Origin of the sequence: Halobacillus litoralis (assembly GCF_020524025.1) — a bacterium.
In the GTDB taxonomy this organism is placed as follows: Bacteria; Bacillota; Bacilli; order Bacillales; family Halobacillaceae; genus Halobacillus; species Halobacillus litoralis_D.
In genome coordinates, this window is the sequence record NZ_JAIVKN010000002.1 from 791,490 (window position 1) to 817,695 (window position 26,206).

Annotated in this window: 26 protein-coding genes and 2 riboswitches; of the genes, 11 read left to right on the forward strand and 15 right to left on the reverse strand. The window is 43.2% G+C overall.

Features of this window, described 5'->3' with window-relative positions; genetic code table 11:
* Positions 1–110: 110 nt before the first annotated feature.
* The 3 genes from LC036_RS10365 to LC036_RS10375 all read right to left on the reverse strand — a co-directional run bounded on the left by LC036_RS10365 (position 111) and on the right by LC036_RS10375 (position 2,925).
* Positions 111–317 carry a hypothetical protein gene (locus LC036_RS10365; RefSeq protein ID WP_226581824.1) on the reverse strand — a complete coding sequence of 69 codons (207 nt, stop codon included), beginning with the start codon at positions 315–317 and terminating at the stop codon, positions 111–113.
* Positions 318–444: 127 nt separating this feature from the next.
* Entirely contained in the window at positions 445–1,641 is a 1,197-nt protein-coding gene (locus LC036_RS10370; protein ID WP_226581826.1) for a cystathionine gamma-synthase family protein, read from the reverse strand.
* A gap of 81 nt (positions 1,642–1,722) precedes the next feature.
* Positions 1,723–2,925: a M24 family metallopeptidase gene (locus LC036_RS10375; RefSeq protein WP_226581828.1), complete on the reverse strand. Its 1,203-nt coding sequence runs from the start codon at positions 2,923–2,925 to the stop codon at positions 1,723–1,725.
* 440 nt (positions 2,926–3,365) lie between these two features.
* Between LC036_RS10375 and LC036_RS10380 the strand changes: the two genes are divergently transcribed.
* Positions 3,366–4,268, forward strand: coding sequence for an aldo/keto reductase (locus LC036_RS10380; RefSeq protein ID WP_226581831.1), 903 nt, complete (start codon positions 3,366–3,368; stop codon positions 4,266–4,268).
* A gap of 47 nt (positions 4,269–4,315) precedes the next feature.
* Here the strand turns inward: LC036_RS10380 and thiE are convergent, their stop codons facing one another.
* From thiE to thiD, 3 genes are read right to left on the reverse strand one after another with little or no spacing between them, the layout of a single operon-like run.
* Positions 4,316–4,933, reverse strand: coding sequence for a thiamine phosphate synthase (gene thiE, locus LC036_RS10385; protein WP_226581833.1), 618 nt, complete (start codon positions 4,931–4,933; stop codon positions 4,316–4,318).
* Positions 4,930–5,694, reverse strand: a complete 765-nt coding sequence (gene thiM / locus LC036_RS10390; RefSeq protein ID WP_226581835.1) for a hydroxyethylthiazole kinase — start codon at positions 5,692–5,694, stop codon at positions 4,930–4,932. Before thiM ends, thiE begins: the two co-directional genes overlap by 4 nt.
* Positions 5,691–6,497 (reverse strand): bifunctional hydroxymethylpyrimidine kinase/phosphomethylpyrimidine kinase, encoded by an 807-nt coding sequence (thiD, locus tag LC036_RS10395; protein WP_226581838.1) that lies wholly within the window; start codon positions 6,495–6,497, stop codon positions 5,691–5,693. The genes thiM and thiD overlap by 4 nt, the downstream gene beginning before the upstream one ends.
* Before the next feature lie 158 nt (positions 6,498–6,655).
* Positions 6,656–6,761, reverse strand: a riboswitch (TPP riboswitch).
* Between the two features lie 188 nt (positions 6,762–6,949).
* A riboswitch (TPP riboswitch) is annotated at positions 6,950–7,059 on the reverse strand.
* A gap of 108 nt (positions 7,060–7,167) precedes the next feature.
* Between thiD and LC036_RS10400 the strand changes: the two genes are divergently transcribed.
* Positions 7,168–7,698, forward strand: a complete 531-nt coding sequence (locus LC036_RS10400) for a DUF3221 domain-containing protein (RefSeq protein ID WP_226581840.1) — start codon at positions 7,168–7,170, stop codon at positions 7,696–7,698.
* A gap of 20 nt (positions 7,699–7,718) precedes the next feature.
* On the opposite strand, the gene LC036_RS10405 is transcribed toward LC036_RS10400, so the two are convergent.
* Positions 7,719–9,464: a PucR family transcriptional regulator gene (locus LC036_RS10405; protein WP_226581842.1), complete on the reverse strand. Its 1,746-nt coding sequence runs from the start codon at positions 9,462–9,464 to the stop codon at positions 7,719–7,721.
* A gap of 243 nt (positions 9,465–9,707) precedes the next feature.
* Positions 9,708–10,547: a Ku protein gene (locus tag LC036_RS10410; RefSeq protein WP_226581844.1), complete on the reverse strand. Its 840-nt coding sequence runs from the start codon at positions 10,545–10,547 to the stop codon at positions 9,708–9,710.
* Positions 10,548–10,649: 102 nt separating this feature from the next.
* Here LC036_RS10410 and ligD point away from each other — a divergent pair, with 102 nt between their 5' ends.
* Positions 10,650–12,410 carry a DNA ligase D gene (ligD, locus tag LC036_RS10415; RefSeq protein WP_226581845.1) on the forward strand — a complete coding sequence of 587 codons (1,761 nt, stop codon included), beginning with the start codon at positions 10,650–10,652 and terminating at the stop codon, positions 12,408–12,410.
* An 84-nt stretch (positions 12,411–12,494) separates the two neighbouring features.
* On the opposite strand, the gene LC036_RS10420 is transcribed toward ligD, so the two are convergent.
* From LC036_RS10420 to LC036_RS10440, 5 genes are all read right to left on the reverse strand, one after another.
* Positions 12,495–14,048 (reverse strand): fatty acid--CoA ligase, encoded by a 1,554-nt coding sequence (locus LC036_RS10420; protein WP_226581847.1) that lies wholly within the window; start codon positions 14,046–14,048, stop codon positions 12,495–12,497.
* An 85-nt stretch (positions 14,049–14,133) separates the two neighbouring features.
* Positions 14,134–14,901 (reverse strand): 3-hydroxyacyl-CoA dehydrogenase, encoded by a 768-nt coding sequence (locus tag LC036_RS10425; protein WP_226581849.1) that lies wholly within the window; start codon positions 14,899–14,901, stop codon positions 14,134–14,136.
* Positions 14,902–14,904: 3 nt separating this feature from the next.
* The gene (locus tag LC036_RS10430; RefSeq protein ID WP_226581851.1) at positions 14,905–16,050 is read right to left on the reverse strand and encodes a thiolase family protein; all 1,146 of its coding nucleotides are present in this window, start codon (positions 16,048–16,050) and stop codon (positions 14,905–14,907) included.
* Positions 16,051–16,062: 12 nt separating this feature from the next.
* Entirely contained in the window at positions 16,063–17,211 is a 1,149-nt protein-coding gene (locus LC036_RS10435) for an acyl-CoA dehydrogenase family protein (protein WP_226581852.1), read from the reverse strand.
* A gap of 217 nt (positions 17,212–17,428) precedes the next feature.
* The gene (locus LC036_RS10440) at positions 17,429–18,169 is read right to left on the reverse strand and encodes a Cof-type HAD-IIB family hydrolase (RefSeq protein WP_226581854.1); all 741 of its coding nucleotides are present in this window, start codon (positions 18,167–18,169) and stop codon (positions 17,429–17,431) included.
* Positions 18,170–18,357: 188 nt separating this feature from the next.
* Between LC036_RS10440 and LC036_RS10445 the strand changes: the two genes are divergently transcribed.
* On the forward strand, positions 18,358–18,741 hold the full coding sequence (locus tag LC036_RS10445) for a DUF302 domain-containing protein (protein WP_226581856.1): 384 nt from the start codon (positions 18,358–18,360) through the stop codon (positions 18,739–18,741).
* Between the two features lie 68 nt (positions 18,742–18,809).
* Here LC036_RS10445 and LC036_RS10450 read toward each other — a convergent pair whose 3' ends face one another.
* Positions 18,810–19,523 (reverse strand): DUF421 domain-containing protein, encoded by a 714-nt coding sequence (locus LC036_RS10450; protein WP_226581858.1) that lies wholly within the window; start codon positions 19,521–19,523, stop codon positions 18,810–18,812.
* 149 nt (positions 19,524–19,672) lie between these two features.
* Between LC036_RS10450 and LC036_RS10455 the strand changes: the two genes are divergently transcribed.
* The 7 genes from LC036_RS10455 (at position 19,673) to LC036_RS10485 (ending at position 23,716) form a co-directional block, all read left to right on the forward strand.
* Positions 19,673–19,930 (forward strand): metal-sensitive transcriptional regulator, encoded by a 258-nt coding sequence (locus tag LC036_RS10455; RefSeq protein WP_226581860.1) that lies wholly within the window; start codon positions 19,673–19,675, stop codon positions 19,928–19,930.
* 61 nt (positions 19,931–19,991) lie between these two features.
* Positions 19,992–20,471, forward strand: a complete 480-nt coding sequence (locus LC036_RS10460) for a DsrE/DsrF/DrsH-like family protein (RefSeq protein ID WP_226581863.1) — start codon at positions 19,992–19,994, stop codon at positions 20,469–20,471.
* Between the two features lie 15 nt (positions 20,472–20,486).
* Positions 20,487–20,783, forward strand: coding sequence for a rhodanese-like domain-containing protein (locus LC036_RS10465; RefSeq protein WP_226581866.1), 297 nt, complete (start codon positions 20,487–20,489; stop codon positions 20,781–20,783).
* 45 nt (positions 20,784–20,828) lie between these two features.
* On the forward strand, positions 20,829–21,392 hold the full coding sequence (locus LC036_RS10470) for a sulfurtransferase TusA family protein (RefSeq protein ID WP_226581868.1): 564 nt from the start codon (positions 20,829–20,831) through the stop codon (positions 21,390–21,392).
* Positions 21,393–21,434: 42 nt separating this feature from the next.
* Positions 21,435–22,565: an MBL fold metallo-hydrolase gene (locus LC036_RS10475; protein WP_226581871.1), complete on the forward strand. Its 1,131-nt coding sequence runs from the start codon at positions 21,435–21,437 to the stop codon at positions 22,563–22,565.
* Between the two features lie 70 nt (positions 22,566–22,635).
* A complete protein-coding gene (locus tag LC036_RS10480) occupies positions 22,636–22,866 on the forward strand; it encodes a sulfurtransferase TusA family protein (protein ID WP_226581875.1) in 231 nt (76 codons plus the stop codon).
* Positions 22,867–22,939: 73 nt separating this feature from the next.
* Complete coding sequence (locus LC036_RS10485; protein ID WP_226581878.1) at positions 22,940–23,716, forward strand: sulfite exporter TauE/SafE family protein; 777 nt, start codon at positions 22,940–22,942, stop codon at positions 23,714–23,716.
* A gap of 183 nt (positions 23,717–23,899) precedes the next feature.
* Here the strand turns inward: LC036_RS10485 and LC036_RS10490 are convergent, their stop codons facing one another.
* Entirely contained in the window at positions 23,900–25,804 is a 1,905-nt protein-coding gene (locus tag LC036_RS10490; RefSeq protein ID WP_226581883.1) for an LTA synthase family protein, read from the reverse strand.
* Positions 25,805–26,206: the final 402 nt, after the last annotated feature.

Below are 26,206 nucleotides of genomic sequence, written 5' to 3' on the forward strand. Positions count from 1 at the left end.
ACGCTTACTATTTGCTCCTTGACCGACATTATCCCTGAGAAGAAGTACCAGTTGAGAAGAGGTTTTCCCTCAAAAAAAGCCGTGGATAAAGATCCACAGCCTGAGGGAAATTAAGTTGTATGGCAGGACGGGCAGCAGTGTTCACAACCATTAACGACATCATAAGTATTTCTTGCAACTTCTAAAGCGCTTGAGCAGTCGGTATGACCACCAAGGTCCAGTAAGTTCTTCTCAAACGGCATGAAATTGCAGCCTTCAACATGAACTTCATGCTCTCCACCGGTCTGCTGGTTTTGATTCACATAGAATTGAGCCATGTCTTTTACCCCCTTTTAAGGGGTTATTACCCTGGAAGAATTCACTGAAACCTATTCTCCCGGTTAACGGCATGTTCCTTTTATCCTCTTTTTAAGTGTTAGAAAGATACAGCCTTGGAAATAATCTTTATTTATTTTCTGCATAAGCCGGCAGTGCTTGGAAGGCTTGGGCAAGATCTTGCTTTAAATCATCAATATCCTCAATCCCGGCTGAGTATCGGATTAAACCTTCTGGAATCCCCATTGCAGCGCGTTCTTCCGGTGTACACTCGACATGACTGGTTGTCCGTGATGGACCAACTACAGTTTCAACTGACCCAAGGTTCGCAGCGCGGTTGGCATATTTAAGTTTAGGAAGCAAATCGCGGACGGCTGCCACTCCCCCTTTTACCGAAAAGGATAACATTCCACCAAATCCGCTCATTTGATGCTTGGCAATATCATGATGAAGATGTGACTTTAAACCTGGATAAAACACATCTTCCACCATATCAAAAGACTGTAGATATTCAGCAATAGCGGCTGCATTTCGATTCTGCTGCTCCACACGGAGTTTAAGCGTCTTCATTCCCCTAATCAGCAAATAAGCAGCCATCGGATCAAGCGTCGCCCCATTTATTTCTCTATAGTGGTAGATGGAATCAACCAGCTTTTGTGAGCCACAAACAGCTCCTCCAAGTGCATCAGCATGACCTCCCAGGTACTTTGTAGCACTATGGATGACGAGGTCAGCTCCAAGTTCCAGAGGCTGTTGATTGACAGGCGTTGCAAAAGTATTGTCTACAACAACAACGGCTCCAGCCATTTTTCCAGCCTCAGCCATCCGTTTAATATCTGTAATTTTAACCGTGGGGTTTGTCGGACTCTCTAAGTAAAGAACTTTACATCCTTTAGCGACTTCATGTTCAATGACATCATGATCCCCTGTATCACAAAGGACAACCTCCACTTGTTGTCTTGGAAGGAATTCAGTGAATATTTTGTTTGTACCTCCATACGTGTCTTTTATAGAGACAATACGGTCCCCGGGAGCTAATAATGTGCTCAATGTATTACTGATCGCCGCCATGCCTGTCGAAAAACTTGTTGCTGCTTCTGCCCCTTCTAAAATACGGATCTTCTCTTCGAAAGCCTGTACGGTCGGGTTCGTATTTCTCCCATAAATGTGCCCTGGTTTGTTACCGACGGCTACTTCATACCATTCATCCATATCGTCATATCCAAAAGACACACTATGAACAACCGGGACTTGAGTAGCTCCGAAAGCTAATTGATCTCGTTCTCCGGCCCAGATTGATTTAGTACTAAATTTTGCTTCCTTCATATTAATCCTCCCTTTAGATCAATTATTACAGCAGCATTACAAGTGGGTATAAAGAATAGTCTCTGGCTGAATTTTCTCTCGTCAGCTTATCCGGCCGTTTAAGTCCAAATGATCCCTGATCAGCAATTCCTGTGGGTAGGTTGTAAAACACTCCGCTCCGCTCTCTGTCACACGAAAGGTCTCCGAAATTTCAATTCCATCTGTATCAAACCAGAGGGCAGGGATAAGATGAAAAGTCATATTCGGTTTAAGAATGGTTGGATCCCCTTTTCTGATACTTGCGGTATGCTCCCCCCAGTCAGGAGGATAATTCAAGCCGACGGAGTAGCCCAAGCGCGCTTCTTTTTCATAACCGTATTTTTTAATCGTCTTTCTCCAAACTTCTTCTAACTCTCCACATGTAACACCAGGCTTAGCAAAATTCAGGACGGTCTGAATTCCTTCCAGGACGACGGGAGCCACCTGCTTCATCTTTTCATTTGGCTGGCCTATTGACACTGTCCTGGCCAGAGGAACATGGTACCTTTTATAGCAGCCGGCCAGTTCAATAATAACCGCATGACCTTCAACAAAAGGACGGTCTGACCAAGTCAGATGAGGGATAGAGGTCTGATCTCCTGTCGGAAGTAAAGGAACAATTGCCGGATATTCTCCCCCATATTCAGGTGTTCCTTTAATTAATGCGTAGGAAATTTCAGCTGCTGTGTCACATTCCCGCACCCCGGGAAATATACTTTCCACCCCCATCTTCATAGCTGAGTCCGCGATTTTGGCGGCTGTTTTCATGTATTCAATTTCCTGGTCTGATTTAACCATTCTCACTTCATTGACGAGGAGAGTAGCATCCATAAAATGAGCGTCTGGCAGGCTTTTTTTCAAGATCTCCGACGCCCTGCCCGTAAAATAGTAGTGATCCATTTCCATTCCAATGTTTCGGCAGCCTTGTCCGATCTGCTTTAAAATATCAGCAATGAATTCCATAGGATGATGCTCTTTTGAATGAACATAATAATCAGGATAGGCAATTACGTTTTCATCATAAATCCATGTCGTCACTTTAGCTCCATTCGCATCCTGGTAACGACCAATCCAAAGCGGCTGTGGTTCATCGATGAGAATGACGAGCATTTGGTGTACATAAAAGGACCACGCATCATAACCGGATAAATAATTCATATTGGCAGGGTCAGTAATTAAAAGGACTTCAATTCCCCTGCTCTCCATCTGTTCTTTGGTTTGTTTCAACCTTTTCTGGTACTCCACGATATCAAAAGGAAGAACCATCCTACCCTCTCCTTTTTAGATAATTCAGACTTCTTGTTGTTTCTATTGTAGTGGAGGCTTTTTTCGAATGTAATGGGAAAAGTGTATGAAAAATCCTCCTTTCCTTTCTTACATTTGGTCCAACATAAAAGAACACAGACACGGGCTGCATGATCTTGTATTGGATTATGTTATGATGTTTATGAGAAAATTTGCAAAATGATTCAATAAGAGGGCATCGTCTACATGAGGAATGTAAGATAAGCGCTCGTTCTCTCAGTACGTCCACAGATCGTTTTCACTCCGGTGTCGATGAAAAAGGGAATAGCTTCTCTGCCAACCATACTCCTTGTAACTGGTCTCAAAAATGATTGGATGTTTCCTTTTGGCGAGGGGAACTTTTCCAAATAAAGATCAGGGATAGGATTGAACTGGTTCATTAAAAAAGAAAGAGGGATAAAATGGAACGCATACAGATAGCAGAAGATTTATCTTATTCAAGAATAATACACGGCTTATGGCGTCTTGCTGATTGGAAACAAAGCAAAGAAAAAACGTTGGAATTAGTTGAACATAATCTGGACAAAGGGATCACTACATTTGACCATGCAGATATTTATGGAGGGTATACGTGTGAAGCGTTGTTCGGGGAAGCTTTAAGTCTGAAGCCTTCCTTACGTGAAGACATGGAGATTGTTACCAAGTGCGGTATTGTCCTGCCTAATAAAAACCGTCCAGAACATAAAACCCATCACTACAATACAAGCAAAGCACATATTATCCAATCTGTTGAGAATTCTTTAAAGGGTTTATATACAGACTACATTGATACACTGCTGATTCACCGCCCTGATCCTTTCATGGACGGCGAACAAGTAGCTGAAGCCTTCACTCAACTGAAAGAGGAAGGCAAAGTCCGTTATTTTGGAGTTTCCAATTTTAAAGATCACCAGTGGAATATGTTACAGTCTTACCTTCCTTTTCCATTGGTTACAAATCAATTGGAATTATCCGCTTATAACCTTGAAAACTTTGAAGATGGTACACTAAATCTTTGTCAGGAAAAACGTGTCCCTCCTATGGCATGGTCTCCCCTTGCAGGAGGGAATGTCTTCACTGCACAAGATGAAAAAGCCGTCCGCCTTCGTGACACTCTAACAAAGGTGAAAGAAGAAATTGGCGCTGAAGGCATTGATCAAGTGATGTACGCATGGCTGCTCAATCACCCTGCCAAAATCATGCCTATTGTAGGATCTGGTAAAAAAGAGCGTATCGATGGCGCTGTTGAATCCTTAAATATGAAGCTCAACCACGATCAATGGTTTGAAATTCTTCAAAGCTCTATGGGCCATGACGTACCTTAAAACAAACAAAAAAAACAGAACCAGAGCATTCTCTGGTTCTGTTTTCTTTATAACTGTCTGACTACAAGGTTGATGTCCCTGGCTTTTGATATCGCTGAAACGACAGCCACACCATCCGCTCCTGCTTCCATCACCTCATATGCGTTCCCTGCATGAATTCCTCCGATCCCTACAAGCGGGATAGAGGGATGCTGTGATTTTACTTCCCTTATCCACTCCGGACCCACGACAGGGTCTGCATCTTCTTTCGTATTCGTAGGAAAGATGGGACCAATCCCAAGATAGTCCACGAGTGTAAGTGGACTACCTTGCAACTGTTCTTGGTTTGATACAGACAACCCGATAAAGGCCTGAGGATATGCTTCTCTAATAAAGGAAACACTTTGATCCTGCTGGCCGACATGAATTCCATCTGCACCAAGGGATTGATATAAATCAAGATCATCATTGACAATAAACCACACCCCAGCCTTATTACAGCGCTCTTTCAAACGTTCTCCAAACTTATATTTTGCGCCGCCAGCCAGAGCTCTTCTGCCCTTTTCTCTATACTGAAAGGCTGTGATTCCTGCAGCAATTGCTTCATCCAAAACGACAAGTGGATCTCTATCACAGTCCTGACTGCCCATAACAAAATACTTCCTTAGACGTTCACTCGTATTCATCGATTGATCTCCTCATGTTGAGACAAGGCATCAATAAAATGAGGAACAAAAGTCCCCGGTCCTTGTACCGCTGAATGGGAGGCTGCAAATTCCGCAGAAGCTCCGTAAAAATCCAGAATATACTGGACCTTCTGCATCGTTGATCCTTCAACAGAAAGACCAGCAGCGAGGATAGCACCTAGTAAACAACCAGTCCCTGTCACTCGGGATAACAAAGCGTGGCCTGTATGATTGACAGCTGTTTCACCAGCCTCGCAAATGACATCTTTCTCCCCTGTACAAACGACGGCCGTCTTATACTGATGGGCTGTTTCACGAGCAATGGTCTCCTGATCTGCAGACCCAGTGGAATCCACTCCCTTCATTTTCACATCCATCCCTACCAGATGAGCAAGCTCACCGGCATTTCCTTTAATGAGTGAAGGGGTAACGTTCTCTAATATCCGCCTGCAGACTCCTGATCGGTAAGAGGTAGCAGATGCTCCTACAGGATCAAAAACAACAGGGATACCTTTTTCATTTGCTGCTTTTCCCGCTGAAATCATCGATTCCACCTGTATATCATCCAATGTACCTATATTCAGCAGCAGTCCATCAGAAATCCTTGTGACATCAGCCGATTCGTTAATGGAATCAGCCATTATTGGCGATGCGCCGACTGCGAGTAATCCGTTGGCTGTAAAGTTCATCACCACGGTATTGGTCATATTATGAATTAACGGCTGTTTCGAACGAATTTTTTTAATAACGGTCCTGTTCATGTCCTTTCAACCTCCTCACGGACAGCAAAATGATTGGTCGGTCCATTTCCTTTCCCCAAATGAAGGGGATGGCGGATTGCTTCTGTGACGAAATGCTTTGCGCGGCCAACAGCTGTCAATAAATCGAAGCCCTGGCTTAAGTAAGCGGTAATGGCTGCAGAGTATGTACAGCCTGTACCATGAGTATTCTCTGAATCTATGCGTTCTGCTTCAAACACATGTAGTTGACGGCCATCGTACAAAAAGTCTATAGCTCTTCCTTCTAAATGACCACCTTTAACGAGAGAAGCCTTCGCTCCTAGTTCCTCTACAATCCTTACAGCAGCTTTCTGCATATCGTCCTCCGTATTCACTCGTTCCCCAAGCAGTGTCTCTGTTTCCGGTAGATTAGGAGTGACTAAGGCCGCCTCAGGAAGCAGCTGTTCTTTTAGATACCTTTGTTCTTCCTTTTCTACAAGAGGATCACCGCTTTGAGCGACCATAACAGGATCCATAACATAGGGGGTTTTTGATGTTTTCAGCCAATCCCTTATCTCCTCCATCATGGCTTTATTCGCAATCATCCCCGTTTTGACAGCATGAATGGGCATATCTTCAGAAACCACCTGTAGCTGCCGTTGAATAAACTCCGGCGTCAGATGATGAACATCCTTAACCCCCGTCGTATTTTGAGCGACAACAGAAGTCACGACACTCATCCCATAACTTTTCAATTCCTGAAACGTCTTTAAGTCGGCCTGGACCCCTGCTCCTCCAGTTGGATCTGTACCTGCAATCGTCAACGCACAGGATACATGTTTCACAGGATCACACCCTTTCCTGATAAAACCACTATATAAATACAGACATCATGGGATTTTGCATAAAGAATGTTTTTTGTAGAGACTGTCTTTTCTTTTTCTCTTCTGCGCAAGTTGACATGGTTACGCCTCCTGTTTTTATGGAAGCTACTTAGAGGAAAAATGAGGTCCCACTACTTCCCTCCGCTGGCATAACCCAGATCAGGTAGTAAGGGACTAAGGCTATTTTCCTTATCTCAGCGAATGCTCGCGCCCCTAGTAGATTCCGTGTATGATAGTTATAAGAGAAGGTTTTCATCTTTCATTCGACACAAAATAAATGCTTCGGTTATACAGTTGGAAAAGAGTCAGCCGATCTCAAAGAACTCCCCACCTTTCTCTACAAAGACCGGCGAAAAAACAAAAAGAGTCAGACCCTTAGAGGACCTGACTCAGAATGAAGAAAGCCGATATTATTTATCGTCTGACTACTTCCCTCCGCTGGTATTAACCAGATCAGGTACGTAAGAGTCAGAAAGCTTCTTTGCTTTCTTCTCAGCCTATTCAGGCTCCCCTAGTAGTTTCATAACCTTTATACACTTATTGTTGAATATCATAACAAAAAAGGATGATTCTGTCATGTAAGCCTGTCCCCTATCCAAAAGATTTCTTTAATCATGGAGGAGTGAGTATTATGAGAAGATGGTGGTTGATTGGGTGCCTTGTCATTCTCGTTTTACATGGTTGTGGAACAGCACAGACTTCAGAAGAGTATACACCTAACGATGAAAAAACGGTGTCGGAAACTCCTGATATTACGGGATTCGTCATGAATCAAAAGGAAGACCGCTTACTGGTTGTCACCCCTATGATTGAGGCATCGAAAACTGATTTCCGGGCTATGTGGGTCTCCGGTGTACCTAAAGGGACATGGGTAGGAAAACAGGTGGAGGTCTGGATAAATGGCGAAGCAGCCGAATCTTTTCCTGAACAAGCAGAAGCGGATAAGGTTCAAGAACTCGAGATGAGTGAAGTTCAAGGAGCAGATTTAAAAGCTTCCGAAGCGCTGTCAACAGCCTTAGCCGAGACAACAGACAACGAACAGATCTTTGCGGTTGAGCTTCTTTCTTTTAATGCTGAAACAGATCAATGGACCGTCGAGCTGCATCAAAAAGGATCCTCTGACGGAGATAACGTCAAGACAACAGTTAAAGATGAAAGATAGAGCATCGCTTTAAAGATGCTCTAGATATCTACTTTTTTCATTAACCATAGACGAACACTAAGTTCCATTAAAAAAAGGTCGTCCGACTCCAACAGGGAAAGTCCGGTTAAATGTTCAATGTTCCTTAATCGATGCAGTAAGGACTGACGATGTAAATTCAATGCACGAGCGGTCTGGCTTACATTGCAATTATGTTGATTGTAAACCGTAAATGTATGAATTAATTCTGTTTGTCTCTTTTGATCATAATCGATCAGCGGCTTTAACGTCTCTTTTACAATGTCATTGATTTCACTTTTGTGTGAAAGGGCCATGAGAAGCCTGTTCATGCGTGTATCGCTAAAGAAGGTCCTTCCACCTTCCGGATACTGTTGTTCCCCAATGCTTAATGCGATGGCAGCCTCTTCATAACTTTTATGGAAAGCATACATTTCCTCTTTATGAACAGAAATCCCCCAATACGTTTTAATATCTGCCACCCGTTCATGTAATCGTCTTTCTACAAGGTCAAGGAATTGATTGGCAGCCTCTTCACTCTTGATGCCGTCTGTTTCAAGAAAAATGATCATCTTTTGTTCATCAAAAGTTGTCATGACTGTCCGGCCAAGGACAGCACCAGCATAAATAACCTCTTTCTTAATCGCATAGTGTTGGTTGTGGAAGGTTGAGTCTTGATGAGTGAAAGAAAGGAAATCGTCCTCCGCCGAAGAAACAAACTCAAAAACCCCCGTCAAACATAAGTATGGCTTATCTAAGTCATATCCAAGCAGACTTGCTTTTGAGAGCATCCGCTTATCTACTCCTGTTTTCTGCTTAGCTAAATTAAGAAGAAAGTTTTCCTTCAATCGAATTTCTGTCATTTCAATGGCATTTTCCTTAACAAAGTATAACGCACAGGCAGTCAAGGCATGTTCTAAAATATGAAAAGCGAACCACGTTAACATGTCCGTGGTTTTTGGCTTAAACAGCAGGTACCCCTGTGTTTTATTATTGGATTGGATAGTCAGCTGATAACAAGATTCTCTGCCGATTTGAAAATGATCAACAGAACGGCTTAATGGATGATCACTCACTATAGATGGTCCTTCGAGACGCGCCTGCTCCTGTTTACGACCATTTAAGACATCAATAAAATAGCGGTCAAAATTCCGGGTCGAACGGATTTGCTGGTTACAGTCACTGACAGCATTCGGAATCCCTGTATGGTGATAAAGAATGTCAGCGATATCCTGAAGGCCTTTCCCATTCAGAACGCAATTCACCAGTTCCTGACGAATCTCTTCAGCATACTGCTGTTCTTTATCTTTTTTCTGATGAAGGAGCCTCAGAACATCCTGTAAAATATCACCGAACCTGACTTCCCAAGGAATTTCAACCATCACTACTTGGTTTTCCTCTGCCAATTTCAATATTCGATCGGGAATCTTATACATATACCGCCCCATAGCAAAAGCGATGACCGATGCTCTAGAGTAGATGACATCTTTCACATACTCCTCTAAGGCGTCAACGTCCTCTTTGCAGCCAATCCCTGTACTAAGCACAAATTCATGATCCCTTACAAAATTCTCTACAGGCGTTTCAATAACGGATATCCAATCCACCCGGCGCTGAAATAAACCAGTCTTTACTTTGGCGTCTTTCAAAATCGGAAGCTGTAATACTTCTTCTACACACACTCCCATATTTGGTCCCCCCTGTGCTGCCATAAGCGTTACAAACACGACCTTCGGAATCATAAAGTTGGAAGAAAAGATTCTTACCATTTAAAATATAATTTCTAAATATTCTGACTACCTCTATTATAGGCCTAGAAAGAAGATCAGAAAAGAAAAAAACCGATGAATAATCAACGGTTTTTTCCTCAGACAATATCCTATTTGAAAGTCCTCTTTGAACCATGCTTTCTTAAAATAATGGTAGTAGTAGACTACCCCCTTTGAACGCAAACCAACGGGTGCTCCTTTTTTGCATGTATAATTAACTGACTTGATACCGTTTGTTCAGAATCAAGAGGTTTTCTTCTTCCCTGACGTCGTCGTTTTTCGCTTCGTTGTTTTCTTTTTCTTGGAGGATCCTTTCGTCTTCTCCAGCGATTTCTCCAATGCGTCCATTAAATTAGTAACATTGTCTGGTTTCGGCTTATCCTGAGCCGTTGTCACTTCTTCATTATTTTTCTTCGCTTCAATCAATTCCATAAGCGCCGTCCTGTAATCATCCTTGTATTTTTCCGGTTCAAACTCAGCAGTAAGCTGGTCAATTAATGTCACCGCTGTGCTAAGCTCTTTCTTACTTAATTCCATTTCCTCCGGTACGTTCGGTACATCCTGGACATTGCGGACTTCATCCGGATAGTGGATAGTCTCCATCAAGAGCGTGTTTTGATAGACGCGTAAAACAGCTAACTGCTCCTTAGATCGAATAATGATTTTAGCGATTCCTATTTTTCCTGTATCCCCAAGTGCTTGACGCAGTAATCCATAAGCCTTTCCCCCACCTTCACTGGGCGAAATAAAGTAGCTCCGTTCAAAGTAAATCGGGTCAATTTCCTCGAGTTTAACAAAGTCCATGATTTCCACGGCTTTATCTTCCTGTTCTTTTTTCAGCTGATCCAAATCTTCCTTGTCGAGGACCACGAATTTATTTTTCGCATACTCATAAGCTTTCACAATTTCTTCATTTTCGATGTCCCTGTCGCACACTGGACAGCGTTTTTCATACTCCACAGGAGATTTGCAATCTTTGTGAAGCTGTCTCAGTTTTATATCTTTATTTTCCGTAGCCGCATGCAGTTTCACCGGGATATTGACGAGACCAAAACTGATTGTCCCCTTCCACATTGTGTGCATTCCGATCACTCCTTTTCCCGTAGTTTTCACGGAATATAAAAAAATATGTTCCTGTTAGATGGACAAACTATAAAGAAAAAGGATAAGAAAGGAGAATAGCGTGTGAAGCGACCGATGCTGCTGACTTCTGTAGATGATTTGCCTGACGGGAAAGACTGGATTTATGAAGTGAAATACGATGGTTTTCGGGTAATTTTAGAAGCAACAAAAGAAAGTGTCACACTCACAAGCCGAAATGGCAAAGATTTAAGTGACCGTTTTCCGGAAATCAGTACGCTTACTTTCCCTGACTCGTTCATTCCTTTTACACTGGATGGTGAGCTTGTCATACTCGACACCCCCTATCAGGCTAACTTTCAACAACTACAAAAAAGAGGGCGTATGAGGAAGGCCGAAAGGATTAAGTCTGCTGCGGCTGATCGTCCTGCAACCTTTATAGCTTTTGACCTTCTGAATAATCCAGACCTTCCTCTTTCTAAACGAAAAAAGCACTTAAGGAAATTAATTCAAGACCTCAACCAGCCTGTGATTCAAGAAATAGAGACCTTTGAGGACCTATCTAAGTTAATGGAGGCGGCTCTTTTACACCGCAGTGAGGGGATTGTGGCAAAAAGGAAGAAAAGCCTGTACCGTTTCGGAGACAGAGGACAGCAGTGGCTGAAGTGGAAACAGTGGAAAGATATCAGTGGTTATCTACTTCGGTTCAATCCTGATAATGGTTACTATGATATGGGTGTACAAAAAGAAGGAGAGGACAGACCTCTTGGCCGCTTCAAACATGGGTTAACGGACGAAGAAACGGAAACTCTTCATTCCTTTTTTAAGGAACATGGTGAAAAAAAGAAAGGGAAATGGGAATTAACTCCAAGCGTATGCGTAGACATTCACTGTTTAGATGCAGAGGGTGGAGAGTTTCGTGAACCTATTTTTCACCAATTCCGATTTGATCTTTCCCCACAGGAATGTACGGATGAAAAGCTGTCCTGGGACCTATCACTTTTCCCGCCGGAATTTGAACCCTCTCATGTCGATAAAAACCTTTGGCCTGGTGTATCAAAACAAGACTACCTCATCTATATCCGCCGCATCGCTCCTTATCTTCTGCCGTATATAAGAGAGAAAAAGCTGACGATGATTCGTTATCCTGACGGGGTTCATAAAGAGTCTTTTTTTCAGAAGCATTATCCTGATTATGCACCGGAGCACTTAAATATGTGGACAGAAGACGGAGAACAGTATATTTTATGTGACAAGCTTCACTCCCTTCTTTGGCTCGCCAATCAAGGTGCGCTCGAGTTTCATATCCCTTTTGAGAAGGCGGGGGCAGCTGAACCGGACGAAATTGTCCTTGATTTGGATCCGCCGGGGCGTGAACATTTCCGCCTGGCAGTGACGGCCGCTCAGATGTCTAAGCACCTTCTGGATGAACTGGGTGTCATCAGCTTTGTGAAGACTTCCGGTAACAAAGGGATGCAGATCCATATTCCCATTAAGGAGGGAAGTTTGGATTACAATGAAACAAGGAAGGTGACAGAAACACTGGCTGGTTTACTTGTTAAGGAGGAACCCGATTTGTTTACGATAGAACGATTGAAAAAGAAAAGAGGGAACCGCCTTTACATTGATTATGTACAACACGCGGAAGGAAAAACTATCATAGCCCCTTATTCAGCAAGAGCTACAGAGACAGCCAACATAGCCGCTCCGGTATTCTGGGATGAAGTAAACGATGACTTGTCACCAGAAACCTTTACGATTAAAACTGTTTTATCACGCTTAACTCATAAAGGAGATCCATTTAGGAATTATGAACAGGCAAGGCATTTACAACCAATCCAAAAATTGAAGCAGCTGCTTCACTAACTGTCGAAGATTGCCCGGGAAATAAGAACGCTGTTGGATGCGATATAAAAAAAGAGTGCCTGTAGATACAGGCACTCTTTCTACTCATTCCATCAGCGTTTTACTACGCTCTCTTAATTTAAATTTCTGCAATTTCCCACTGGCATTTCTAGGAAGCTCTTGAACGAATTCATAGCGTCTCGGCCGCTTATACCTTGCTAATCGGTTGCCAGAGGTACAGAATTCGTCCAATTCCTTTTCAGTAATGAGGCCTTCCTTTTGAACAATGAAGGCGACCACCCGCTCTCCCCACATGTCGTCAGGTTCCCCTACGACGGCAGCATCAAGAACATTCGGATGGCTGAATAAAACATCCTCAACTTCTCTTGAGTAAATATTTTCTCCGCCGGATATAATCATGTCTTTAACACGATCTCTGACCCAGAGATATCCGTCCTCATCATACGTCCCTATATCCCCCGTATGGTACCAGCCTTTATAAAGGGCTTCATCTGTCGCTTCCGGCCTATTATAATACTCTTTCATCATACTAGGCCCCCTCACGATAATTTCCCCGAGTTCCTGAGGCTTACACACCTGTTCCGGCTCTGCAGGTCCATGCTCATTCGTTCTGACCACCCTTACCTCATGGTTCAGCAACGCTCTGCCTGCCGATCCCGCTTTAGTAACCTGCTCTTCTTCTGTCAGCACTGTAATGGCTGGTCCCATTTCCGTCATTCCATAGGCTTGGAGAAGGTTAATACCAAGCGCATCATGCAGCTTCATCGTCAAAGCCGGCGCCATAGGAGCTCCGCCATACAACCCTTGTCTCAACGTCTCAAAGTCCTCTTTCGTAAAGTCCTCCTGGAGCATCATGTTCCACATTGTAGGAGCGGCAAAGATGGAAGTGACCTGCTCCTGCTTTACGGCTTCAATTACCTCAGGTGCATCAAAATGGTGCATAATCACGTTCGCTGCCCCGATCATAACCCGCGGGAAGAAAGCACAGTGCAGCTCGGCACAATGAAAAATAGGCGCTACCGTAAGGCCTCGGTCATGTTCTGTCAGCCTCAAGCAGGCCGTCATAATCAATGCTTGATCGACCATATCCCGATGACTGTGAATCACGCCTTTAGGAATACCCGTTGTTCCTGATGTATACATAATCGCATAAGGATCATTCTCGTCCAGATCGCATACCGGCCGCTCGCTTGTCACCCCTTCGATACGGTCATAGTAGTGGACCGCAAAGGGAAGTTCTTCATCTATAGACCAGAACTCCACATGCGGCATCTGCTTAGCTAATGGAGCAATCTGATCGGATGTTTCTTTCTCAAAGAGGACAACTTTCGGATCCGCATCTTTTAGAATAAAGGCAATTTCTTTTTCCATGAGTCTGAAATTAATAGGATTAAAGACAGCCCCGATCTTCATGCAGGCAAATAGCGTCGTAGCAAATTCAGCCGTATTATAAAGAACCGTTGAGACCTTATCACCTTTTTGAACACCGGATGCTTTTAATGCATTTGCCACTCGGTTGACCTCTTGATCCCATTCTGCAAATGTCCAACGCGCACCTAAACGAAGGTCCACCAAACCTTCTTCTTTTGGAAACTTGGCTACCGTCTGCTCAAACATACTTCTTAATGTTGGTCCCATCTTTCATCGACTCCTTTAGATTTTGTTGTTAAACCAAAAACCCATGGGTCAAAAATAATCTAGAAAACTCAACATCCCTCACCAGTTACTTTGGCTGCATACGAATGGCTCCGTCTAGACGGATCACCTCCCCATTAAGCATGGCATTTTCTATCACACTTAGAACTAACTGCGCGAATTCATAGGGTCTGCCTAATCGCTGCGGAAACGGGGTCATATTCCCCAAGGCGCTGCGCGCTTCCGGCGGAAGTTTTTGGAACATCGGCGTTTCAAACAACCCGGGTGCAATGGTCATAACTCGAATCCCGTAACGGGCAAGCTCGCGGGAAATCGGAAGTGTCATGCCGGCGACTCCACTCTTTGATGCACTATAGGCCGCCTGCCCAATCTGCCCGTCAAACGCAGCAATCGATGCGGTATTGATCATCACACCTCTTTCCCCTTCGTCATTCGGTTCATTGCTCTGCATTCTTTCTGCAGCAAGACGGATCACGTTAAATGTTCCGATTAAATTCACTTCTATGATTTTAGAAAAGGACGACAAGTCATGAGGGCCGTCTCTACCCAGCACTTTTTCCCCTGTGACAATGCCGGCACAGTTCACAACCACATTTATACTGCCAAAGGTTTTCACCCCTTCATCGAGCGCACTTTCTACTTCCTGGACAGCTGTCACATCTGTTTTCATAAAAAGGGCGTTCACCCCAAGCTCGTCCGCAAGAGCTTTCCCTTTCTCAACATCCTGATCGACAATCAGCGCCCGGCCTCCGTTTCTAACAATCTTCCTGACAGTCGCTTCCCCAAGACCTGAGGATCCACCTGTAACCATGGCTGTTATGTGTTCGGTTTCCAATGTTCAGTCCACCACCCTTTCAACAATCGTTCCATTAGCCATTCCATGTCCTTCACAAATGGCCAGAAGACCATAACGCCCCTCTCTTCTCTCCAACTCATGGATTAATGTCGTCATTAATTTAGCTCCGGTTGCGCCCAAAGGATGGCCAAGAGCAATCGCTCCACCATTTACATTCAGCTTTGAATGCGGGACCCCCGTTTCTTTCATCCAAAACAGTGGGACAGGAGCAAAGGCCTCATTCACTTCAAAGAGGTCGATATCATTTAAGCTCAGTCCAGCCTTTTGGAGGGATTTGTTTGTTGCAGCCAGCGGCCCTGTCAGCATTAAGGTTGGATCAGAACCTACGACCGTACGGGTTAATACTCTGACCCTGGGCTTCATCCCTAATGACTCCGCTTTTTGACGCGACATCAGTAACACAGCTGCAGCCCCGTCACTGATTTGGCTTGCATTTCCTGCTGTGATTTTTCCATCTTCCAAAAAAGCCGGCTTCAGCTGGGCTAAGGTTTCTACAGTCGTCCCGGGTCTTGGTCCCTCATCGATACGAAATGTACCGATTTCTCCATCGACCTGGACAGAGGCGGTCTCTCTGTCAAACCGGCCTTCTTCGATGGCCTGCAAAGCCCGTTTATGACTCTCAACCGCATAAGAATCAAGATCTTCTTTACTAAGTTCCCAACGGTCGGCAATCCTTTCTGCTGAGAGACCTTGATTAATCATTTCATACCGCTCTGTCAGCTTGTCGTTATAAGCCGCCCCCTGCATATTAGAAAACATAGGAACACGCGACATGCTTTCTACACCGCCGGCAATAACGACATCCATATCACCACAGGCTATTGCTTGAGAGGCAAAGTGGATCGCCTGCTGGCTTGACCCGCACTGACGGTCTAAGGTTACTCCTGGCACCTCAATAGGAAACCCTGCGGTTAAAGCGGCAATACGGGCAATATCCCCTGCCTGTTCCCCAACCTGGCTCACACACCCGGCAATTACATCTTCAATTTCAGACGGGTTTAAGTTTACACGTTCGACAAGCTGCTTGAGCACGTCAGCAAACAATAGATCCGGTCTAATCCCACTCAGGGAACCACCCCTTTTCCCTACCGGCGTACGGACAGCTTCTACAATGACAACCTCATTCATTTCACTTACCTCCTATCCTAAGTCCATCTTTTTGGCTATGATGGTTTTCATAATTTCATTTGAACCGGCATAGATCGCAGTCACAGGAGCATCACGAAACCTTCTCGCAATTTCGTATTCTTCCATATATCCATAACCGCCATGAAGGTGCATACATTCCATCGCTACTTTTTTCACAAGGTCTGTCGTCCACCACTTTGACATGGATACTTCTTTTACGACATCCTCCCCACGCATATGCGATTCAATGGTCCGATCTAAGAATGTACGTCCGATTTCTATTTCTGTGTGAAGTTCAGCCAGCTTAAACTGTGTATTTTGAAAAGAAGCAATCGTTCTGCCGAAAGCCTTCCGCTCTTTCACATAACCAACCGTCAACTCCAGCATCCGTTCACAGGCAGCAATTGCACCGATGCCTACGATTAATCGTTCCTGCTGTAATTGGTTCATAAGATAATAGAACCCTTCTCCTTCCTTCCCAAGGAGATTTCCAGCCGGCACCTCTGCCTCTTCAAAAATCAGCTCCGATGTATCTTGACTGTTCAGTCCGATTTTGTTTAATTTCCTTCCTCTGGTAAATCCCTTCGTGCCCCTCTCAATGACGATCAGGCTGATGCCTTTATAAGCAGGAGATGACTGAGGGTCTGTTTTGCAGACGACGATAATTAAATCTGCATGAATGCCGTTTGTAATAAACGTTTTTTCCCCGTTTACAATGTAATGACCGGATTCTTTCGACGCTGTCGTTCGAATGGAAGCAAGATCTGACCCTGCCCCTGGTTCTGTCATAGCAATAGCTGTAATATATTCACCTGTTGTACATTTGGGCAGCCACTTTTCCTTCTGTTCCTCTGTGCCATAGGCCTCGAGGTAGGGAACTACGATATCATTGTGCAGCCCAACCCCTATAAGGCCGGTTCCCACCTTTTCCATTTCTTCATTGATGACAACAGAGTATCCAAAGTCTGCTCCAACCCCTCCATACTTCTCATCAAGCCATGGACACAGATAGCCCTGCGCTCCAAGTTTCTTCCAGAACGACCTCGGTATCTCCCCCTGTTCTTCCCATGTGTTGTAAAAAGGGTACGCTTCTTTGTTAAGAAATTTCTTCAAAGAATCCCTCAACAGTTCATGCTCTTCTGTTATGTATCCTGCTTTCATAATCGCCCTCCCTGTCCATCTGCGCATCTTAGGTAAGTATTTCTCCTAACCTTGAGGAATTCCTCCCTAATCAGGAAAACGGTTACAATGTTTTGTATTTAGATGGATTTCGACATGCAGGAAGGTTAAACCACTCATGGAATCACAGGAAAAGAGTATAAAAAAAGGCCTGTAGAAAAACATTCGTTTCTCTACAAGCCTTAAACCAGTCTATGAATTATCCGATTACTTTTTCAATAGCAGCAGCAACGCCGTCTTCCGCATTGGAAGCTGTAACAAACGTTGCTTCTTCTTTCAAAGCATCCTGAGCATTGCCCATGGCTACTCCAATTCCTGCTTTACGGACCATTGCCATATCATTCATGCTGTCACCAACAGCCATAACCTGATCCATGGATAAATCAAGCCAGTCACATACTTTCAGCAATGCAGCTGCTTTATTGACACCGGCAGGGTTGATTTCAATATTTGTCGGGCTGGAGTTGGTGACCTCAAGCTCTTTATTGTTATTTAATTCGTTAAGAATGGCTTCCCGTACGGCATCATCTTCAATATCAAAACCGAATTTAAGCCAGTCATAGTCTTCTATCTCTTGATCGAAGGGGGACTGCGTATTATATAACCCCTGTACAGTTGAAGACCAGAAATATAATCCGTGCTCTTTTTTCAATTCCCACAAACGACTGACATGCTTATGAGGCAGTTTCGTCCGATCGACAAGATTGTACTCATGATCGTAGATCTCCCCGCCGTTGATGGTAACGATATAGGAAGAGCGGCCAAGATCTTCAGAAATGCTTCGGCATCTCGATAAAGACCGCCCTGTACTTAATACCACATGAATTCCTTTTTCTTTTGCCTTCTGAACAGCTTTTGCGTTAGCTTCCGAAACTTCTCCGGCATGATTTACTAACGTTCCGTCTAAGTCCAGGGCTATCAATTTAATATCTTCCGCCATGATGTTCACGTCCTCTCTATTTCTTTCTTTATTTTAATACATGGAAGGTCTCCTTACAATGAACAGCCCTTTTGGCATTTGATATCGATAAGCGACAGCATTTACAAATGTTCTTTATTATTTTTGATTAATCTTATACCTTAATGGGTATGTATAATTGTGAATGAATTTTAAGGAGGTATTTTCCCATGTTTCATTACACAGTAGAAACGAGTAAAGGACTGCAGGAAGCTGCTGAGAGTCTGGAAGCAAGTTTGAAAGAAGAACAGTTCGGTGTTTTATGGAACTTCGACATCAAAGATAAACTGAATGAAAAAGGATTAGCATTTGAAAAAGGTTTTAAAGTTCTCGAAGTCTGCAATCCAAAAGAAGCACAGCGTATATTAAATGAAAATATGATGGCTGGATATTTTCTTCCTTGTAAGATGGTCATATATGAAGATGAGGGAAAAACAAAAATCGGCATGCCTAAACCTACGGCCCTTACACAAATGGTGGAAGATGATAACATCCAGGCAATGGCCAGTGATATAGAAAGTCGTTTGATCCATTGTATAGATCAAAGTGTATAAGATATAAAGACCCGCAGACGGCGGGTCTTTTTTATTTAACTAAAACGATGTAAATGAGGTGGTCACTCTCAATGCTTAATTGGAGGTAAGTTATCCGTTTTCTCCCCTTTGATTGAAAACCTGAATTCCCCGCTGCTCGTAATTGCTCCATAAAAAATGTCCGACACCGCATAGTCCCCAAGCGCAGATTGAATCCATGACTGATCGAAATTCGTACGGTTTAAAATATCCGTCTGCAGCTCTCCATCTAATATGACCGGTATATCATAACCCCCACCCCTATTTAAAATAGACATATCTTCCCGTGTCAGCGCCTCTTTTTCCTGTTTTAATTTCACAGATAGCTGCCCATTAGGCTCTATAATAGCCAGTTCAACAGTATCAATTCCGAAGACCTTCTGCTCACGGAGCATGTGCGTAATATTATCAATGGAATAGCGTATACGTGAAACATTTTCATCGAGCATTTTTCCTTCATAAATGACAATCGTGGGTTCAAAGGTCAGCATCTTTCCTATTTTTCGGTGACGTAACTTTAACCAGATAATAAATTTCTGTAAGAGAGCAATCGTAATAATAGCGATTACCGTATGTATATGATTAATTTTAGGATCAGCTATATCAGCCCCGACGACGGAACCTAAAACAAGAATAACAAGATAATCAAACACAGGAAGTTCACCTATCGATCGTTTCCCCATGAACAAGCCTGCGGTAAGCAATAATGGCAGGATGGTTAAAATTCTTGCGATAACTAACAGCATGTCTTTCACTATTTCCATTGATCAACGCCTCCCTTCTTATCATGACACGGCATGAGATCCTTATCCCAAAATTCCAATCATGGGTGTTGACAATATACCTTATGGGGTATAATATTATCCATGTACTGCTCAACAGCAGCCAACAAATTCACAAGGAGGTCAGAGCCATGGAATATAATGACGCGATGAAAAACAGAGTCAAACGCCTGGAAGGCCAACTGCGTGGCGTATTAAAAATGATGGAAGAAAATAAAGACTGCAAAGATGTCATTACACAGCTTTCTGCTTCAAGAAGTGCGATTGACCGTGCAATTGGGCTTGTGGTAAGCTCCAACCTTGTGGAATGCATCCAAGAAGCTGAAGATCAACAATATAAAGAGGATTCGATTAACGAAGCCGTTCAATTGCTTGTTAAAAGCAGATAAATTTTTTTGCATTAGAATATACCCGTACATGTATATGTACTAACTATTGAGGAGGATCAGCATGACTGAAACAAAAAAGACGAATATCATTTTATTTAGTGGGGATTATGATAAAGCAATGGCTGCCTATATCATAGCGAATGGCGCTGCTGCCTACGATCACGAAGTGACTATTTTCCACACATTCTGGGGATTGAATGCACTCCGCAAGGACGAAAACATTCAAGTGAAAAAAGGATTTATGGAAAAAATGTTTGGAAAGATGATGCCGCGGGGTGCCGATAAAATGGGCATTTCCAAAATGAACTTCGCAGGCTTTGGACCGAAGATGATTAAAGATGTCATGAAAAAACACAATGCAATGCCTTTGCCTGAACTTATTGAAATGGCACAGGAACAAGATGTAAATCTAGTTGCATGTACGATGACGATGGATCTTCTAGGTCTACAAAAAGAAGAGCTGCTGGACGAGATTGAATACGCAGGTGTCGCTGCATATCTCGGAGATGCAGAAGACGGCAACGTAAACTTGTTTATTTAATAGGAGGAATCATTAATGAAAACAATGACTGCAAAAGAAGTAGAACAACAACTGTCTGAAGGTAAAAAGCTGAACATTATTGATGTCCGTGAAGACGAAGAAGTGGCAGAAGGGATGATTCCCGGCGCTAAGCACATCGCTCTTGGCAGCGTAGAAGAACGGGCCGATGAATTAAGTAAGGATAAACCATATATCATGGTCTGCCGTTCTGGCGGCCGCAGCGGCCGTGCTTCACAAATCCTTGAAGAAAAGGGCTTCGATGTAACGAACATGGAAGGCGGCATGATGAGCTGGGAAGGTCCGACTGAATAAAATTTCCAAATGATATACCTACAAGGGTAGAGGAGGAATGTAAGAATGGAACTGAAAACAGATCTTACGTTAGATGCCAAAGGATTGGCGTGTCCCATGCCGATTGTTAAGACAAAGAAGACGATGAAAGATATCGAAGCTGGGCAGGTTCTTGAAATTCAAGCTACAGACAAAGGGTCTAAAGCAGACCTTGAAGCGTGGGCGAAAAGCGCGGGTCATCAGTACTTGGGTACGATCGAAGAAAACGACGTACTCAAGCACTATGTCCGTAAAGCCGGCAGTGAAGAAAATGATGAGAAGAAACACCCAGATGTCGTTAATAATGAAGACTTAGACGCTATTCGAAAAAACACTGCTACCCTTTTATTAGATGTGCGTGAATCTGCTGAGTACGCTTTTGAGCATATTCCTGAAGCCGTATCAATGCCACTCGGTGAACTGGATGAGCGTGCAGATGAACTGGATCGTACGAAGAACATTTATATCGTCTGCCGTACTGGAAACCGTAGTGACCTTGCTGCACAAAAGTTAACAGAAAAAGGTTTTGAGAACGTTTATAACGTAGTTCCAGGCATGAGTAACTGGTCCGGTGAAACAACTAAGCTTTAATTATATTTTTTTCTTAAAAATAATACCCCAGGAGGTAATAAGATGACTGTGAAAAACATGACCATTAAAGAAGTTACGAATAAAGTGTTGAATAACGAAGAACTCTTCCTTCTTGATGTCCGCACAGAAGACGCCCATCAAGACTGGAAGATTGAAGGCGAGAATTTCTCTTACTTGAACGTCCCTTATTTCGATCTCCTTGACGGTGTCGAAGAAATTGCAGACCAGCTGCCAAAAGAAAAAGAAATTGCTGTCGTGTGTGCGAAAGGCGGATCCTCTCAAATGGTTGCTGAAATGCTTGTGGAGGAAGGCTTTGAAAATGTTTATTCTGTTGAAGGCGGAATGAAAGCCTGGAGTGAGCATTTGGAACCAGTGAAAGTAAACGATTTGAAAGATGGCGGCGCGCTTTATCAGTTCGTACGTATCGGAAAAGGCTGTCTTTCTTATATGGTCGTATCAAATGGTGAAGCAGCTGTGATCGACTCTACTCGTATGACAGACGTTTATGTGGAGTTTGCCAAAGAACTTGGTGTGAAAATTACAAACGTTTTTGATACGCACCTGCATGCGGACCACATCTCAGGCGGCCGTAAGATTGCAGAACAAACAGGTGCCGTTTACTGGCTTCCCCCAGAGGACGCTGGTGAAGTAACCTTTGATTACAAGCCTCTCCGTGATGGAGACCATGTCACCGTAGGAAGTACAAACATTGATATTCATGCCCTGTACTCCCCCGGCCACACGAAAGGATCAACTTCTTTCATTGTCGATGATCAATACTTGATGACAGGGGACATCCTATTCATCGATTCGATCGGCCGTCCAGATCTTGCCGGCAAAGCAGATGACTGGGTGATGGATTTGAGAGAAACCCTTTATACCCGCTATAAAGAGCTTTCTGACGAACTGATCGTCCTACCTGCTCACTTCATGATTATGGATGAGCTGAACGAAGACGGCACCGTTGCAGCAAAACTTGGTACTCTCTTCGAAAAAAATCATGGGCTGAATATTGATGATCAGGATGAGTTCCGAAAAATGGTCACCGAAAACCTGCCGCCTCAACCGAATGCTTATCAAGAAATCCGCGAAACAAACATGGGCAAAATCAGCCCTGACAATGAAGATCAGCGCGAAATGGAAATCGGACCGAACCGTTGTGCGGTACGATAAATAAAAACTATACGTGCACCCGGTCTCTACGGGTGCATCACTTAAAAACATTTTATGGAGGTATTTTATTATGAACGTAGCAAAAACACTAGATGCAACAGGACTGGCTTGTCCAATGCCAATCGTAAAAACCAAAAAAGCTATGAAAGAATTAGAAGCTGGTGAAATTCTGGAGATTCACGCGACTGACCAAGGCGCGAAAAGTGATTTGACGGCATGGGCAAAGTCCGGCGGTCATGAACTATTGCAAAACGAAGAAGACAACGGCGTATTTAAGTTCTGGATTAAGAAGGGTGAATAATCAGGGATCACCTGTTTGAATCAATAGGATAGAAGGGAACCTGCACGGTTCCCTTTTTTAGGAGGTACAGACTATGGAATTTGGATTAATCATCACGATCTTTCTCATCGGCTTCATAGGGTCTTATATATCAGGTATGCTCGGCATCGGGGGATCCATTATCAAATACCCCATGCTCCTTTATATTCCGCCCCTTGTAGGGTTTACAGCCTTCACCGCACACGAAGTTTCCGGTATAAGTGCCGTACAGGTCTTTTTCGCAACTATTGGTGGTGTGTGGGCCTATCGTAAAGGCGGATATTTAAACAAATCACTTATTATATATATGGGTGTAAGTATCTTAATCGGGAGCTTCATCGGAGGATATGGATCAAGGTTTATGTCCGAAGATGGAATTAATCTTGTCTATGGCTTTCTGGCGCTGATTGCTACTGTCATGATGTTTGTTCCCAAAAAAGGGATCGATGACAAGCCTTTGAATGAAGTCACGTTTAATAAGGCGCTAGCTGCTATTCTGGCTCTTATTGTAGGTGTAGGCGCAGGTATTGTTGGAGCAGCGGGTGCATTCCTGCTTGTCCCTATCATGCTCGTCGTTTTAAAAATCCCAACAAGAATGACCATTGCTTCTTCGCTTGCGATTACATTGATCTCTTCTATAGGAGCGACAATTGGTAAAATCACAACCGGTCAGGTTGAATATCTTCCTGCGGCCATTATGATTGTAGCAAGCTTGATTGCAGCACCATTGGGAGCTGCAGCAGGTAAGAAGGTAAATACAAGAGTTCTTCAGACTATTCTGGCTCTCCTTATCTTAGGAACCACAATAAAAGTCTGGATGGATATTTTTTAATTCTCCACGAGCAGGAACCGAACGAGAAGGTTCCTGCTCTTTTTTTACCGGTACACGTTAATGATTTATTTCAGTAGTAAACCCGCGTTTGGATGTTGACCCACGATATGCACCCGAGTTAAAACCAATACACTTATATAACCCAAATAAAAAACACCCTTGCTTGAAGCAAGGGTGTTCCTTTTACTCATTGGTTTCTGTCTGTTTATCTGAGTTCACCATTTCGGTTTCATCAAGATAGCGTAACAAGTCGCCATAAACAATGGAATCTGACATTTCCAGTTCTTCTTGTGCAGCATTAAAGCCTTCTTCACAAGCTTCCCCTTCGACTTCTTCCCCTGTTTCGCGGTTATAACATGCACCCTGAATACCAACATATTCTTCATTGGCAAAGTTTCCATCGCGTGTAATCATCAGCTGGCGACGGTCTTCATCTAATAAGTCATTTCCGAATTGAATCGGATTTTCATCATCAATACCTAATAGGTTCATCAGTGTTGGACGAAGGTCGACTTGACCACCAACCGTGTGATTCTGTTCTCCCTCAATTCCTTGACCAAAGATCAATAGAGGGACACGCTGCAATTGGAATTGTTCATAATCATTAATATCCTTACCTAAATACTCGCCCATGGCCTCCTGGTGATTTTCAGAGATTCCAAAGTGGTCGCCGTAGATTACAAGGATCGTATCTTCATAAAGGTCAGAGTTCTTGAAGTCCTCAACGAACTTCTTCAACGCTTCATCCTGATAGCGGATGGTCTGGAAGTATCGATTCAACGTACCGCTTCCTGTCTCACCTTCTTCGATCAACTTCTGTTCTTCACCCAGTGTGAACGGATAATGGTTGGTTAGTGTGATCATTTTCGTATAGAAAGGCTGGTCCATCTCTTTCATCTTGTTAAGAGAATCTTCAAAGAAATACTCATCAAGATAACCCCAGCCGTGGGATTTCTCAGGTGTAACGTTATAATCTTCTTTTGAAATAAAATCATCGAACCCAAGAGAATCATACATCACATTTCGGTTCCAGAATGTTTTATCATTGGCGTGCATAGAAGCTGTGTAATAGCCATTTTCTCCAAGAACACTTGGCATTGCATCGTATTCATTTCCAGAGTGAGTAAAGAATACCGCTCCACGGTTCAATGGATAAAGAGAGTTCGCTAACAAGAATTCCGAGTCAGATGTTCGTCCCTGCTTAACCTGATGGTAGAAGTTATCAAAATAGATCCCTTCCTCTTTTAAATCATTGAAGTAAGGCGTTAATTCTTCCCCGTGCAGCGTATTGTCAACAACAAATGTCTGCGTACTTTCAAGAGAAATGGCAATCACATTTTTGCCTTCGGCCGCCCCTTCAAGTTTATCGCTGTCTTCTGATTTATTTTCATTCAGATAGTTGATGACAGGTACAAGTTCATTACTGTCTGCCAGGGTTTTTTTCATTTCCGTCTTTCCTTGAAGAACGGCATCATACACGTGGTAGTTGATCACACCGATATATTTAACAAGCATGTTACGGTCAAACGTACGCTCCAGTAAATCTGTACGTTCTGTTTCCGCCCACTGCAAGTTAATCAGGAACAACGGAATAGCTACAATGGCAAGAATAATCCCTTCTTTACGCTTGGGTTTAAAAACCTGGAAGCGGGAGGGTTTTAAGTAGAATAATAGAAAAGCAGCCAAAAATACATCAATAAAAATGAATGTATCCATAGGACTGATAATTGTTGTAATACTTCCTCCTAAATCAGCCAGGTTGGCTACCTGATTCAGCATAGGAATAGTAATGAAGTCATTGTATTCCCGGTAGAAAAGAACGTTCACATACAAAAGTAGAGAACCAAGAATGTAGGAGACAAACATTCCCCGGCGCCCACCGAGTAAAATCCCTATACCAAATATCAAGAAAATACTGCTGAGCGGGTTATACGCGAGAATATTTGCTTCATTAGCGTTCTCCACATTTAATGAAAAGATATTAGTTTGTATATAGAACATTTTCAGCCAAAACAGCCCGATAATCAGAGCGTAGACAAAAAGTTTCATTCCGGTTTGTTTGTTCAGAAATTTCTTATTTGTAAACATTGTAAAACCTCCGTTAATTTTACATTACCCTATTTTAACCTATCTAACTAATTTTTTGTACCACCAGAATGATAGTTTTAATACTCTGACACTTCCCCGGCGCTAGTACCAAAGGTTTGAGGTTAAAAAATGAACATCATGACCTATGCAGCAAGGAATTCCTTTATTAAGATTTAGTAAATCACGTCATAAGCAGCTGTGATTTCGATGTCGGATTTTGTCCTTTTTTCTATTTATATAGTTTTCATAATCAGCCTCTATATTTCCCAGGAAATACAAAAAAAGAAGCAGCTGGAATAATATCCAGCCACTTCTTTTTTTATTCTTCTGTCTGAAGTTCTACCAGTATCGCACTGACAACAATAAACATAGGGATAACCGCTAAAGTAAATGCGAACGAAA

Coding starts and splice junctions, on each gene's coding strand:
- LC036_RS10365 (WP_226581824.1), bottom strand. CDS start 317: ATGGCTCAATTCTATGTGAATCAAAACCAGCAGACCGGTGGAGAGCAT.
- LC036_RS10370 (WP_226581826.1), bottom strand. CDS start 1,641: ATGAAGGAAGCAAAATTTAGTACTAAATCAATCTGGGCCGGAGAACGA.
- LC036_RS10375 (WP_226581828.1), bottom strand. CDS start 2,925: ATGGTTCTTCCTTTTGATATCGTGGAGTACCAGAAAAGGTTGAAACAA.
- LC036_RS10380 (WP_226581831.1), top strand. CDS start 3,366: ATGGAACGCATACAGATAGCAGAAGATTTATCTTATTCAAGAATAATA.
- thiE (WP_226581833.1), bottom strand. CDS start 4,933: ATGAATACGAGTGAACGTCTAAGGAAGTATTTTGTTATGGGCAGTCAG.
- thiM (WP_226581835.1), bottom strand. CDS start 5,694: ATGAACAGGACCGTTATTAAAAAAATTCGTTCGAAACAGCCGTTAATT.
- LC036_RS10400 (WP_226581840.1), top strand. CDS start 7,168: ATGAGAAGATGGTGGTTGATTGGGTGCCTTGTCATTCTCGTTTTACAT.
- LC036_RS10405 (WP_226581842.1), bottom strand. CDS start 9,464: ATGGTAAGAATCTTTTCTTCCAACTTTATGATTCCGAAGGTCGTGTTT.
- LC036_RS10410 (WP_226581844.1), bottom strand. CDS start 10,547: ATGCACACAATGTGGAAGGGGACAATCAGTTTTGGTCTCGTCAATATC.
- LC036_RS10420 (WP_226581847.1), bottom strand. CDS start 14,048: ATGGGACCAACATTAAGAAGTATGTTTGAGCAGACGGTAGCCAAGTTT.
- LC036_RS10430 (WP_226581851.1), bottom strand. CDS start 16,050: ATGAATGAGGTTGTCATTGTAGAAGCTGTCCGTACGCCGGTAGGGAAA.
- LC036_RS10435 (WP_226581852.1), bottom strand. CDS start 17,211: ATGAAAGCAGGATACATAACAGAAGAGCATGAACTGTTGAGGGATTCT.
- LC036_RS10440 (WP_226581854.1), bottom strand. CDS start 18,169: ATGGCGGAAGATATTAAATTGATAGCCCTGGACTTAGACGGAACGTTA.
- LC036_RS10445 (WP_226581856.1), top strand. CDS start 18,358: ATGTTTCATTACACAGTAGAAACGAGTAAAGGACTGCAGGAAGCTGCT.
- LC036_RS10450 (WP_226581858.1), bottom strand. CDS start 19,523: ATGGAAATAGTGAAAGACATGCTGTTAGTTATCGCAAGAATTTTAACC.
- LC036_RS10455 (WP_226581860.1), top strand. CDS start 19,673: ATGGAATATAATGACGCGATGAAAAACAGAGTCAAACGCCTGGAAGGC.
- LC036_RS10460 (WP_226581863.1), top strand. CDS start 19,992: ATGACTGAAACAAAAAAGACGAATATCATTTTATTTAGTGGGGATTAT.
- LC036_RS10465 (WP_226581866.1), top strand. CDS start 20,487: ATGAAAACAATGACTGCAAAAGAAGTAGAACAACAACTGTCTGAAGGT.
- LC036_RS10470 (WP_226581868.1), top strand. CDS start 20,829: ATGGAACTGAAAACAGATCTTACGTTAGATGCCAAAGGATTGGCGTGT.
- LC036_RS10475 (WP_226581871.1), top strand. CDS start 21,435: ATGACTGTGAAAAACATGACCATTAAAGAAGTTACGAATAAAGTGTTG.
- LC036_RS10480 (WP_226581875.1), top strand. CDS start 22,636: ATGAACGTAGCAAAAACACTAGATGCAACAGGACTGGCTTGTCCAATG.
- LC036_RS10485 (WP_226581878.1), top strand. CDS start 22,940: ATGGAATTTGGATTAATCATCACGATCTTTCTCATCGGCTTCATAGGG.
- LC036_RS10490 (WP_226581883.1), bottom strand. CDS start 25,804: ATGTTTACAAATAAGAAATTTCTGAACAAACAAACCGGAATGAAACTT.